Genomic DNA, 12,695 nt, shown 5'->3' on the forward strand with positions numbered 1-12,695 from the left:
GGCCCTTTTTGCTTAGAAATACAGAAACAAGCTATTAGTTGATTATCTAAAATTAACTAATAGCTTGTTTAGGTTAAGGGACTGTTTTGTTACAGCCCCATCATCATCCTTAGAAGGAATAGCCTACACCAGCGTGTAAACCTTTTGCAGTTTTATCATTGCTATCTACACTATATTTATCATAGCCATAGTATACATTCAAATCTACATCAGGGCGTACTTCATATTGAGCACCTACTTGATAAGTTTGCTTAATATCATTACCCCAACCAGCCTTAGCAAAGCCGTTTACTTTATTAGTCAAAGGTACATGACCGATAACACCAGCTTGGAAACCAAGTTCAGTATCATTTGTACGAATCGCAGTACCTGCACCATATAAATTTACATTTGGATGTACTTTATAAACCAATGCTAATTGATGATCTTTAATATCACCATTTTTTGCATTTAATTTATCGTAAGAGTATTGTAATGCGGCTTTATTGGAAAGGTCGTGTTGTAAAGAAACACCGAAACCATCATTACTATTGCCGCCACCGTTAGATACGTGTTGTTTAAAAGCATAATCAGCTTGTACCTTAGTGGATCCATCACTAATTTTCGTTACAGGAGCTGCAGCAAATGCACTACCGGCTACAACTGTAGCTGCTAAAGTTAATAATACTAATTTCTTCATTTTTACCTCCTATACACATACCAACGGTATGTCTTAATAAGTTACTAATCGATAGGTATAGTAATTATACAATCTATAAATTAGCGTTTCATGAATACAGGGATATCAGGGATACCACTGTTAGTATTTGTAGTGGATGCCGGACGGGATGTAGTTGTTGTTTTACCGAATTCAGGTACATTCTTAGTATTTGAATTAAAACCAGTTGCCACAACAGTAATTTGAACTGTATCGCCTAAGCTTTCATCGATAACGGAACCGAAGATAATATTTGCATCAGGATCCGCCGCTTCAGAAATAATTTCGGCAGCTTCATTAATTTCAAACAAGCTTAAGTTTGCACTACCAGAAATATTGAGTAAGATGCCTTTTGCACCATCGATAGATGTTTCCAACAATGGGCTATTAATAGCCATTTTAGCTGCGTCAGCAGCGCGGTTTTCACCTTCACCAACGCCAATCCCCATCAATGCTTCGCCTTGTTCAGTCATGATAGTTTTAACATCTGCAAAGTCAAGATTGATCAAGCCAGGAACTTGAATCAAGTCTGAAATGCCCTTGATACCTTGGCGAAGTACATCATCAGCTGTACGGAACGCATCGCTTAAGGAACATTTTTTATCTACAACTTGCAACAATTTATCATTAGGAATAACGATAATAGTATCTACTTTTTGAGTCAAGAATTCAATGCCTTTTTCCGCTTGTGCACGACGGCGTTTACCTTCAAAAGCGAACGGTTTAGTAACGACGCCAACTGTCAATGCACCGATTTCTTTAGCACATTCTGCAACGATAGGAGCAGCACCTGTACCAGTACCACCACCCATACCAGCAGTTACGAATACCATATCAGCACCTTCAAGAGCTTTTATAATTTCTTCGCGGCTTTCTTGAGCAGCCTCTTCACCGATTTGTGGATTTGCGCCTGCACCAAGACCTTTTGTAACCTTCTCGCCAATTTGGATCGTTACATCCGCTTTAGATAATTCAAGCACTTGGCTTTCAGTATTAGCGGATAAAAATTGAACACCTTTAAGATCGCTATCTACCATGCGATTAACAGCGTTATTACCGCCGCCACCAACACCGATAACTTTAATATTTGCAAAATCAGACATTGAACTTCCTCCTCTTATCGTTATCTATCGTATCAATATACGTCCCAATGTATCGATTTATATACTGACAATCTTATAACAATTACATTTATTTTACACTAAAATTTAAAAACTTTCCACTATATAGAATGTGATTTATTAGAATCGCTTAGTCATAATAATCTTACGTATAGCTCCTACATTAATAAATACATGCAATCCAAAGCCAATAAGAGCTACGTAATATAGGTTAATTCCTATGAGGTCACCTACATATACAAGAATAACAGCTAACACAACATTTGAAAAGAACCCAAGCACAAAATTACTAAGATCAAAGGTTCGTTCCAATGCAGCTCGGCTACCACCAAATACAGCATCTAGTGCAGCCAGAACAGCGACCGATGTGTAATTTGCATAACTTATAGGTATATGAAATGGTGAAAGCCACCCTAATGTAGTACCTACAATTAAACCAACAATGGCAAAGATATAAATATTCATTCTTTACCTCCTGTTTCATTAGGCTTTATATGCTCTTCTCTAAAGGTTCCTGTAAAAGCTGGAATAGCTATTTCATTTTCTTCCTTTATGGTTACCTTTATGCCCCAGTGTTTCAAGGAATCCACCACACCGCCTCGCATGGTGAGCGCAGAATTTAGTGTTTTTGGATTACCAATTGCTTTAACTGTAAAAGGAGCCCCAAAAACCTTACCATTCACAGTAATAGTCGGACCAGAGCATCGTATTTCAGAAGTCCCTATGAGACGTTGGTCATTGATAGCTATCGCCTCAGCCCCACCAGCTCGCAATTCATTAACAATACGTAAAATATCTTCATCATGAATTACATATAAATTAGGATTTTCACCACTTTGAATTGGCTTTAAGCTATCCTCAATTAATACACTAACACCCGTACCTTTAACATTAGTTAAAGCTGCTTTCATCATCAACTGTTCATCTGCTTTAACATTGCTACTAGCACCAGACTGTTTAAGTTCTTCTATTTGTTTTAACAATGCATCACGTTCACTTTGAGCCTCTCGTAATTGTACGGCTAAATCACCAGCCCGTTGTAAACGGATATTTTCTTCTATATTATCTTGAGTCATCTTATATTGAGTAACAACCATGAAACCCAATATACAACTGACTAAGGCTATTGCCCACCGTTCGTGTCTCACGACAATCATCTACCTTTTATCTTCAACATGACCTTGTTTATCTTGTTTTTTATCATCCTTCTTAGTAGATGAATTTTCTGTTGTCTTTGTTCCAGTCTGATGCTTTTTAACTTCCGGTATTACATCAGTTTTTATATATGGTGATGAAACATTAACATCTATATATTGTACATTGCTATGTGTTGTCTTAATATCTTGTAACATAGACTGAGTTAACTCGGCTTTTTTAGGTAAGTCTTTACTATCTCCTAATCTAATTTGCACCCCCGATACGGTATAAGCCATTATTGCATCAGGATCTCCTATATTGACTTCTGCAATAGTCTTGAAGGTGCTCTCATCAAGAGAGTTTAAGTATTCAAGAGCCGCTAAAATGGGCTTATCAACAACGGTATCACCTAACAAAATATTTCCCGCCTTAACACCTGATATCATTGGTACCGACGTATCTTGTATTGCAGGCTCTGATGCAATCACTTGACCTTTACTGTCAAGTGTTAAATAACCAAACTGAGCTGGTACAACTGCAACAGCTTTGCGCTCTATGACACGTACAACCATTGTAAATGGCAATTGATAACTAATTTGGGCCTCTTCAACCCGTAAGTCTTTCGCCAATCTAGTTTTTAATTTCTCTGTACTAATTTGCAATATATTTACAGGTTCATGAATATCCCCTGCTACCATTACATCTTGTACAGTTACCTTATCCGATCCTATAATTTTTAAGGATCCAAAAGGAATAGGTAGTGTAAACAATCCCACCAACACGAGAGTAACTGCACCACCGATTTTTAACACTCGTTTTCTAAATACAGCCCGTTCATCATGAACAGGTGTAGAAGACTGCATCTCCCCAGAGTTGGATGGATGGTATTGCTTGTCATCCATAGATAACTCCTTATGTTCTATTCAGCCCTTAAAATTTCCCTATACTAGCTGTTAATAGAATCTTTTCACATAATGTTGGAAAGTCAATTCCCATTTCTTTAGCTGCCTTTGGTACTAAAGACGTTGCCGTCATACCTGGCACAGTATTGTATTCTAGAACATACATATTATCTGCATGATCTGTCATAATATCAACACGAATAACCCCACTGCCTTGTACTTCGCGATACACAAGTTCCCCTATGCGTTGCATCTCAGCAGTCATTTCTTCACTAATAGGCGCAGGTACTAAATATTCTGTAGCACCTACAGTATATTTACTGGTATAGTCATACTCCCCAGAATGTGGACGTATTTCAATTACTGACAATGCCTTTCCGTCAAGAACGGATACTGTAAATTCGCGACCATCAAGAAATTGCTCTACTACAAGAATCGGATCATATTTTAGCGCTTCTGTAACAGCAGCCTCCAATTGTGCCTCATCACGAACGATGGTAACGCCAATACTAGAGCCTTGAGTAGCAGATTTCACCACTACAGGAATCGTAAACTGTCTACGAATATGTCCTATAATAGCTTCTGCAGATTCTAAATTACCATTAAAGGATTCAGAAGTAGCTGTTGGAATATTAGCCCCTTTGAAAACATCTTTGCTTACTTTTTTATTCATTCCTACCGCATGAGCCATGATGCCCGATCCAGTATATGGAATTTCTGCCATTTCAAGCAAGCCTTGTAATGCGCCATCTTCACCATAACGGCCGTGAATTGCATTAAATACAATCTCTCCGCCTAAGGATTCAATATCTTTTAAAACAGTACGAGGATTAAGTTCTAATGTTTGCGCATTATACCCTTTGCTTTCGAGTGCTTCCGCAATAGCAGCGCCAGTACGGCGAGATACTTCAGCCTCTTTGGAAGGGCCACCCATCAATACGATTATTTTTCTATCTTTCATTGTAAGCCTTCCTCCAATATAGCTAATAATTTGGGTCCATATTGATTAATAGAACCGGCCCCCATTGTGATAACCAGATCATTAGGTCGCACAATTTTTGCCAATACAGCCGGTATGTCGTCAACAGATGGTACATAATGTACAACCTTATGTGTAGCGGCTTCAACAGCGTCAGGAATAGTACGTCCATCGATACCTGCAATCGGATCTTCACCAGAACTGTAAATATCTGTCATATATATTTCATCAGCACTGGTAAAAGCAGTGGCAAATTCATCTTTCAATAAGCTTGTACGTGTATACCGATGCGGTTGAAACACACAAATAACGCGATGTTTTTCAAGCTCTTTTGCTGCTCTTAAGGTCGCTTTAATTTCTGTTGGATGATGTGCATAATCATCGACAACCCAGACTCCACCAACATGACCTTTTGTTTCAAAGCGTCGTTTTGCACCGATAAATTTACCTAACGCTTTTGTAATAAAGCGATTCTCTACACCGCAACATTCATGAGCCACAATAAAGGCTGCCAAGGAATTTAATACATTATGCTCTCCTGGCACGCGCAAGCTGATGTGGCTTATATTAATGCCTTTATGATATACATCATATACCAAGGAAGAGTCCACATAATGAATATTTTTTGCTACATAATCATTATTATCCTCTAAACCATACGTAATAAAAGTACGTTTTACGCGGCTCATAACATAACGAATATTTTCATTATCACCACATACGATAGCCTTGCCCGCTTCTGGTAACGTTTCGACGAACTCACAGAAAGCGTTTAACAAGTTATCCATAGTCTTATAATGATCCATATGATCATCTTCAATATTAGTTATAACGATAGTATGTGGATGCAATTTTAAAAATGAACCATCGCTCTCATCCGCTTCCACAACTGAAAAATGGCCTTTCCCAAGGCAACTGCTACCTTTGAGATAATCTACTTCGCCACCGATAATTACCGTAGGGTCCGCATTAGCCTCCACTAAAATTTGTCCAATCATTGAAGTTGTAGATGTTTTACCATGCGCACCAGCTACTGCGATACCATCTGTTACATCTAATACAGCCTTTACAATATCAGAACGATGTAAAATGGTAATCCCTTGCTCTTTAGCGGCAACAATTTCAGGATTGTCTTCACGAATCGCTGTAGAACGAACTATAGCATCAACACCATTTACATATTCTTTATTATGACCGATATGCACCGTGGCACCCATATCTCTAAACTTAGAAATCACTGCAGATTCAGCAATATCTGAACCAGATACATCATAACCTTTTTGAATCAAAATATTCGCTATCGCACGCATACCAGATCCACCAATACCGATAAGGTGAATTTTGTGAATACCGTCTAACATAAAACCTCTCCTTGTTACTTTGCAATAGATAAAGCTAATTTTGCAATATCATGAGCCGCATTCGGTTTCCCCAATTGCAATGCTCGGTCTCCCATTTGTGCCAACAAATCACGGTTGGCCATAAACATCTCGATTTCCCCTATCAAATCGTGAGCACTCAACATTTTATCTACAATCATATGAGCCGCCCCTTCTTGTACAAAGATACGTGCATTATAGGTTTGATGATCTTCCGCTGCGTATGGATACGGTATCAATACGGATGGAATACCGCGAACTGCTAATTCTGCAAGACCTATAGCACCAGATCTAAATACTGCTAAATCGGCTGCTGCTAGTGCTTTTGGCATATCATGTAAATACGGCAAAATCAAAGATGAACTACCTAAACCATCCCCATCGGTAATGCCCAATTGGGATAAAACAGATTCATATTCTCCGTTTCCCGTAATATGGATTAATTTAATACCTTTCACACCTTGAAAGTGTTTATGTACATCTATCATAGCATTGTTAATAGTTCTCGCCCCTCGAGAACCTCCAGCTATGAGTACTGTAAAGGTATCATCACTTAAATTGAAATAGTTACGTCCCACTATTCTCGAATCAACTAGCACATCTGGACGAACAGGATTCCCTGTATAGACTACGCGCTTTGCTTTAGAAAACGATGCTTCCGCATCCTTATAGCCTAGGGCTACCACATCAACAAAACGACTCAGAATTTTATTAGTAATACCTGCTATGACATTCTGTTCTTGAATTATAGTAGGAATATTATGCAATGCTGCAGCCAAGAGAACAGGCCCACATACATAACCACCAGTACCAATAACAACATCAGGTTTAAACTTACAAACTATAGCATTAGCTTTTACAATGCCTAAAGCAGTTTTACCTAATGTAACTAAAGTACCTAACGATAATTGACGCTGCAAGCCTTGCACAGGAATCGTAGTAAACTCTATTCCCTCTTTAGGAACTAATGTAGCCTCGAGACCTTGCTTGGTACCAACATATAACACCTTTGCATCAGGATTTTGTTTCATAATTTCCTTATATATAGTTATTGCTGGATATATATGTCCACCAGTGCCACCACCTGAAATAATAACACGTTTCATTAATGGTGTCCTCCCTCTTGCAACATATGAACACAACGTTTAAAGTCATCTCCACGCTCTTCAAAACAGCTGTACCAATCAAAGCTTGAGCAAGCCGGAGATAATAGCACAATATCGCCCGTCTCTGCCAATTTATAGCCTTTCTCTACTGCGTCCTTCATGGATAAAGCACGATAAATCGGCTTCACACCAGCCTTTTTTGCAGCCGTCTCGAAACGATCTGCCGCTTCCCCCATGAAAATAACAGCTTTAGTCTTCTCCTTAACTAACTCCATGAAGTCTTCTAAAGGCGTCATTTTATCATGACCACCAGCTAATAGAATAACTTGTTGATCAAAGGATTCTAATGCTTTAACCACAGAATCTACATTAGTCGCTTTAGAATCATTATAAAATGTAATACCATCAATCGTTTTAACGCGTTCTAAACGATGTTCAACGCCACGGAACTCACTAATAATACGATGAATTGTTTCTACAGGTACGCCCAATGCATAAGATAAAGCAATAACGGTCAATATGTTTTCAATATTATGACTGCCTGGAATATGAATATCTTCATCTGCAATAACAAATTTTGCTACCCCATCTTTAGCAATATAACATTTCCCATCAGCATAATAAGCGCCATTCTCTACGGCTTTTTTTTGACTAATCTTTAGAATATGACTAGGCGCACGATGTTCCATATCAGCTACAACGGGATCATCTATATTCAACACTAAATAATCTGTACTTAATTGATTTTCAAAGATGCGTTCCTTCGCAGCAATATAGTTTTCCATCGTCTTATGACGAGCTAAGTGATCTGGAGTAATATTGAGCATAATAGCCCCAATAGGCCTAAAATGCTTGATTGTCTCTAATTGATAACTAGATAATTCAGCTACCAAAAAACCGTCTGCAGGCATAGAATAGGCCACTTCACTAAGGGAATCACCAATATTTCCACCGACGTGAACTGGTTTTCCAGAGCCTTCTAGTACTTTAGTTAATAAGGTTGTTGTCGTAGTCTTACCATTTGTACCAGTAACAGCTACGATAGGTGATTTAGATACTTCATAAGCTAATTCTACTTCGCTGACCACGTCAATACCACGAGCCTTTGCTGCTTTTACAATCGGAATATCTAAAGAAATACCTGGAGAAATAACGATACGATCCACGCCATCTAGCAAGGATTCATCTTGACGTCCTGTAATAATATTTACCCCTGCCGCAACGAGTCGTTTCTCCTCAGCCGTAGGCAGTGTCATGGGCTTATAATCATTTAACACAACATGCGCACCCACTTGGGCTAATACCCAAGATGCACCTATACCGCTGGCTCCAGCGCCAAGAACAAGTATATGTTTATCTCCGTATTCCATCTATATCACCTAAATTATCTACAAAATTAATGTATCCTATCTAATAAGCATACCATTATTTACAACTTCCGTTAAGTATTATCTTATAAAGTTATAGTCGCTAAAAGCACACCAATAATGGCTAAAACAGCTCCACCAAACCAGAAACGATTAACAACTGTTTGTTCTGCCCATCCGGAAAGTTCAAAATGGTGATGAATAGGACTCATCTTAAATACACGCACACCACGTGTTTTGAAAGAAATAACTTGAATAATAACAGATAATGCTTCCATAACAAAAATGCCGCCAATCACCACAAGTAACAATTCTGTTTTAGTTAAAATAGCCATTGCTGCAAAGGCACCGCCTAATGCCAAAGAGCCTGTATCCCCCATGAATACTTTTGCAGGGTTCACATTATATACCAAAAAGCCAAGACATACAGCTGCTATAATAGCACCGAAGTACGCAACACTTTCAGCACCGATAGAATTTGTCATCGATACAGCCATCAGGCCAATAACAGAGAATGCTATCGCCGCCACTGCTGATGTACCACCAGCAAGACCATCAAGACCATCTGTTAAATTTACTGCATTTGTAGCTCCTACAATAATCAAGAATGCCAATACATAATACCCCCATCCCAATTGTAATTGTATATCTACAACAGGAATCCATAATGTGGTAGGAACAACCATAATCTCAGTAATGCAATAACAGAATACGGCAGCCAATATAAATTGTCCAAGTAATTTTTGCTTCGCTGTTAAACCAAGATTTCGTTTCTTTACTGCTTTTACAAAATCATCAAAAAAACCTAATAAACAATGACCCAGTGTTAAAAATAATAACATACCTGTGCCCACATTCCATGGTGCAAACAATGCCACGCCAATAACAAGGGCAACCATCATGAAAGCACCGCCCATTGTTGGCGTACCTGCTTTCGCTTGATGACTTTCAGGGCCTTCTTCACGAATACTTTGTTGTGCGTGCAAAGAACGCAACATAGGAATAGCAATTTTACCTAGCACTACCGTAATGATGAAAGTCGCTACGAAGGCTAACAGAATGTGATTTATCATATGAATCCTCTACTTATTAATAAATAGGACGGCTAGATATAACTAGCCGTTACCTATTATTCTCGATCCTTTAATTCTTCAACAACGCGCTCCATTCGTAAACCACGGGAACCTTTCACAAGGATAACATCCCCTTTTTCACGAATATCACTGTATGCGTTTGCCATTTCTAAATGACTCTTACAACGGAATGCAGTTAAACCTGCTTTTTTCGCTTCCTTTGCAATAAAGGCAGCAGCATCACCAAAGGTAAATACAACACTATAACCCTCTTCAGCAAGCAAATGGCCGATTTCACGATGTGCTTCTTCAGAGAAGTCGCCGAGCTCGAGCATATCGCCTAGCATCGCAATTTTACGCTTACCTTCTAATTGGCCAAGTGCTTTAATAGCTTCTGCCATGGATGAAGGGTTTGCATTATAAGCATCATTTAAGATAACAATATCTTCAAATGGAACGATTTCTTGACGCATTGGAGTTCCACTAAACTCACTCAAACCTTTGCGAATTGTGTTAGATTTAATGCCTAGCACTCGGCCTGCAACAATAGCCGCCAATGCATCATATACATTGTGTTCACCAATCATAGGCAAGAAGATATCAAAAACTTCATCATAACACTTACAAGTGAACTTAATACCGTCTTTTTTATAGCGCAAATGGCTACCAATACAAGTAGCATTCCGTTCAATACCATAGGTAATTGTTTTACCCTTAGCTAAACGATCCATAGCTTTTACATATGGATCATCTTCATTAAGGATAGCCACGCTGTTTTCAGGCAAGCAACGAATCAATTCACCTTTCGCTTCGGCAATGGCTTCTCGAGAACCTAAAAGCTCGATGTGACTAGTACCAACATTAGTAATAATCCCCATCGTTGGTTCTGCAATCAACGCCAGTTCTTCAATTTGTCCGAGCCCACGCATACCCATTTCAACAACACAGGCTTCATGCTCAGCGGTCAAACGTAACAAGGTTTTTGGCAAGCCAATTTCATTATTAAAATTTTTCTCAGTTTTTAATACATTAAATTCTGTGCCAAGTACGGCTGCCACCATTTCTTTTGTCGTTGTCTTACCAGAGGAACCAGTAATAGCAACTACAGGAATATCAAAGCGGCGACGATGATATCGTGCTAAGTTTTGATATGCTACCAAAGTATTGTCTACCTCGATGCAAGCAATACCTTCTACAGAACGTCCTTTTTCAACGATAGCCCCTGTAGCACCTTTTTCGATAGCCGCATTGATAAAATCATGGCCATCAAAGGTATCACCTTTTAAGGCTACAAATAAAAAGCCTGATTCAATAGTTCTTGTATCAGTAGACACATCTAAAAACTTAATATTGTCGGTATGTGCACTCGTCCCCTGTGTGGCTTCCAGTACTTGAGACAATGTAAATTCTGCCATATTAGATCTCCTTGAGGGCTGCTCGCGCCTCTTCACGATCATCAAAATGAATCGTTTTATCCTTTAAGATTTGGTAATCCTCATGCCCCTTACCTGCAATGAGTACAATATCCCCAGGTTTTGCATGTTGTATAGCATGTTGAATCGCTTCTCGACGATCAACGATAACTTCATAGTGAGTTCCTTCTCGAAGGCCGTCTTTAACGCCGACTTCCACATCTTTAACAATTTGTACAGGATCCTCTGTACGCGGATTATCAGATGTAACATACACAACATCACCGTATTGTGCCGCAATGCGTCCCATAATAGGACGTTTGGTTGCATCTCGGTCACCGCCACAGCCAAAGACTACAATAATACGATTTTCTTGAATAGCCTTTGCTGTTTGTAAAATATTTTCTAACCCATCTGGTGTATGTGCATAGTCTACAACAACAGCAAATGGTTGACCTTCTTCAATCAATTCAAAACGACCAGGTACAGCACTAAATGTTTTCAACGCTTTATCGATGTCTTCCATGGAAATACCTTCTAATAAGCAGGCACCAATAGCTGCTAATGTATTATACACATTAAACAAGCCAGTTGTATTCATTGCAACTGTATAATCATGACCATCATAAGATACAGTATAACGGCTAGACTTTGGCGTCATATCAACGTCATGAGCATTCAATGTGCCGCTACCATCAATACTATAGGTAATGATAGGGGCTGTAGTTTTTTCAACAACTCGATGTCCATAGGCATCATCAATATTGATGACAGCACCCTTACCAGATTTTATTTGGTTTGATTTGCTAACTTGTTCAAATAGTTTACATTTAGCTGCCAAGTAATTCTCAAATGTTTTGTGAAAGTCTAAATGATCTTGTGTAAGATTTGTGAATACAGCCGTATCATACTCAACACCAGATACGCGTCCTAAAGCCAATGCATGGGACGATACTTCCATTACACAATGTGTAACTCCCTCTTGTACCATTTGATACAAGATATGTTGTAAATCTACTACATCAGGAGTCGTATTATGAATCGGATATGATGTATCACCAATCATAATATGAACAGTACCAATAACGCCAACCTTATGACCTTGAGCTTTTAAAATATGGCGAATCATATGCGTGGTAGTCGTTTTACCATTAGTACCAGTAACACCAATCATGCGCATAGAGTTTGCTGGGTAATCAAAGAAATACGGTACACACGTCATCATAGCTTTACGAGTATCTTCTACAGTGATAACACAAACATCACCACTTACCTCTACTGGTTTAGACACAAGTATTGCTACAGCACCGGCTTCAACGGCTTTATTTACATAGTCATGTCCATCTACAGTAGCACCGTCTAAAGCAATAAATAAACTACCTGCTTTTACAGCACGAGAATCAGCGGTTACATCTAAAATTTCAACAGCTGTATTACCTTCTACATGCGGTGCATGTAAGGTTTTTACTATATCTTGTAATTGTTTCATATATAATCTCCTTTACACGCAAAGGAAAGCAGC

12 protein-coding genes are annotated in these 12,695 nt (G+C 38.8%); all 12 read right to left on the reverse strand.

Annotated elements, in window-relative coordinates; all coding sequences use genetic code 11:
- Nucleotides 1-109: 109 nt before the first annotated feature.
- Nucleotides 110-679, reverse strand: coding sequence for an outer membrane beta-barrel protein (locus E7B10_RS04175; protein WP_004696198.1), 570 nt, complete (start codon nt 677-679; stop codon nt 110-112).
- 80 nt (nt 680-759) lie between these two features.
- On the reverse strand, nt 760-1,800 hold the full coding sequence (ftsZ, locus tag E7B10_RS04180; protein WP_004697140.1) for a cell division protein FtsZ: 1,041 nt from the start codon (nt 1,798-1,800) through the stop codon (nt 760-762).
- A gap of 138 nt (nt 1,801-1,938) precedes the next feature.
- The gene (locus E7B10_RS04185) at nt 1,939-2,283 is read right to left on the reverse strand and encodes a small basic family protein (RefSeq protein ID WP_004696202.1); all 345 of its coding nucleotides are present in this window, start codon (nt 2,281-2,283) and stop codon (nt 1,939-1,941) included.
- Nucleotides 2,280-2,975 (reverse strand): DUF881 domain-containing protein, encoded by a 696-nt coding sequence (locus tag E7B10_RS04190; RefSeq protein ID WP_287508973.1) that lies wholly within the window; start codon nt 2,973-2,975, stop codon nt 2,280-2,282. Before E7B10_RS04190 ends, E7B10_RS04185 begins: the two co-directional genes overlap by 4 nt.
- Nucleotides 2,976-3,857 carry a cell division protein FtsQ/DivIB gene (locus E7B10_RS04195; RefSeq protein ID WP_008714136.1) on the reverse strand — a complete coding sequence of 294 codons (882 nt, stop codon included), beginning with the start codon at nt 3,855-3,857 and terminating at the stop codon, nt 2,976-2,978.
- A 28-nt stretch (nt 3,858-3,885) separates the two neighbouring features.
- Nucleotides 3,886-4,818, reverse strand: a complete 933-nt coding sequence (locus E7B10_RS04200) for a D-alanine--D-alanine ligase (RefSeq protein WP_101928360.1) — start codon at nt 4,816-4,818, stop codon at nt 3,886-3,888.
- On the reverse strand, nt 4,815-6,197 hold the full coding sequence (gene murC, locus E7B10_RS04205) for a UDP-N-acetylmuramate--L-alanine ligase (protein ID WP_316055515.1): 1,383 nt from the start codon (nt 6,195-6,197) through the stop codon (nt 4,815-4,817). The genes E7B10_RS04200 and murC overlap by 4 nt, the downstream gene beginning before the upstream one ends.
- A 14-nt stretch (nt 6,198-6,211) precedes the next feature.
- On the reverse strand, nt 6,212-7,321 hold the full coding sequence (gene murG / locus E7B10_RS04210; protein WP_101928361.1) for an undecaprenyldiphospho-muramoylpentapeptide beta-N-acetylglucosaminyltransferase: 1,110 nt from the start codon (nt 7,319-7,321) through the stop codon (nt 6,212-6,214).
- Nucleotides 7,321-8,691: a UDP-N-acetylmuramoyl-L-alanine--D-glutamate ligase gene (murD, locus tag E7B10_RS04215; protein WP_287507658.1), complete on the reverse strand. Its 1,371-nt coding sequence runs from the start codon at nt 8,689-8,691 to the stop codon at nt 7,321-7,323. The genes murG and murD overlap by 1 nt, the downstream gene beginning before the upstream one ends.
- A gap of 83 nt (nt 8,692-8,774) precedes the next feature.
- The gene (mraY, locus tag E7B10_RS04220; RefSeq protein WP_012864508.1) at nt 8,775-9,761 is read right to left on the reverse strand and encodes a phospho-N-acetylmuramoyl-pentapeptide-transferase; all 987 of its coding nucleotides are present in this window, start codon (nt 9,759-9,761) and stop codon (nt 8,775-8,777) included.
- A 56-nt stretch (nt 9,762-9,817) separates the two neighbouring features.
- Nucleotides 9,818-11,176, reverse strand: a complete 1,359-nt coding sequence (gene murF, locus E7B10_RS04225; RefSeq protein WP_287511384.1) for a UDP-N-acetylmuramoyl-tripeptide--D-alanyl-D-alanine ligase — start codon at nt 11,174-11,176, stop codon at nt 9,818-9,820.
- A 1-nt stretch (nt 11,177) separates the two neighbouring features.
- The gene (locus E7B10_RS04230) at nt 11,178-12,662 is read right to left on the reverse strand and encodes a UDP-N-acetylmuramoyl-L-alanyl-D-glutamate--2,6-diaminopimelate ligase (protein WP_287508970.1); all 1,485 of its coding nucleotides are present in this window, start codon (nt 12,660-12,662) and stop codon (nt 11,178-11,180) included.
- Between the last annotated feature and the right edge of the window lie 33 nt (nt 12,663-12,695).

It is taken from the genome of Veillonella sp. (genome assembly GCF_032470285.1).
GTDB lineage: Bacteria > Bacillota > Negativicutes > Veillonellales > Veillonellaceae > Veillonella.

What these genes read in the sequence shown, in the direction of transcription:
- murD (WP_287507658.1), bottom strand. Translation starts at nt 8,691, where the DNA reads ATGGAATACGGAGATAAACATATACTTGTTCTTGGCGCTGGAGCCAGC.
- E7B10_RS04175 (WP_004696198.1), bottom strand. Translation starts at nt 679, where the DNA reads ATGAAGAAATTAGTATTATTAACTTTAGCAGCTACAGTTGTAGCCGGT.
- mraY (WP_012864508.1), bottom strand. Translation starts at nt 9,761, where the DNA reads ATGATAAATCACATTCTGTTAGCCTTCGTAGCGACTTTCATCATTACG.
- ftsZ (WP_004697140.1), bottom strand. Translation starts at nt 1,800, where the DNA reads ATGTCTGATTTTGCAAATATTAAAGTTATCGGTGTTGGTGGCGGCGGT.
- E7B10_RS04230 (WP_287508970.1), bottom strand. Translation starts at nt 12,662, where the DNA reads ATGAAACAATTACAAGATATAGTAAAAACCTTACATGCACCGCATGTA.
- murF (WP_287511384.1), bottom strand. Translation starts at nt 11,176, where the DNA reads ATGGCAGAATTTACATTGTCTCAAGTACTGGAAGCCACACAGGGGACG.
- E7B10_RS04200 (WP_101928360.1), bottom strand. Translation starts at nt 4,818, where the DNA reads ATGAAAGATAGAAAAATAATCGTATTGATGGGTGGCCCTTCCAAAGAG.
- E7B10_RS04195 (WP_008714136.1), bottom strand. Translation starts at nt 3,857, where the DNA reads ATGGATGACAAGCAATACCATCCATCCAACTCTGGGGAGATGCAGTCT.
- E7B10_RS04190 (WP_287508973.1), bottom strand. Translation starts at nt 2,975, where the DNA reads ATGATTGTCGTGAGACACGAACGGTGGGCAATAGCCTTAGTCAGTTGT.
- E7B10_RS04185 (WP_004696202.1), bottom strand. Translation starts at nt 2,283, where the DNA reads ATGAATATTTATATCTTTGCCATTGTTGGTTTAATTGTAGGTACTACA.
- murG (WP_101928361.1), bottom strand. Translation starts at nt 7,321, where the DNA reads ATGAAACGTGTTATTATTTCAGGTGGTGGCACTGGTGGACATATATAT.
- murC (WP_316055515.1), bottom strand. Translation starts at nt 6,197, where the DNA reads ATGTTAGACGGTATTCACAAAATTCACCTTATCGGTATTGGTGGATCT.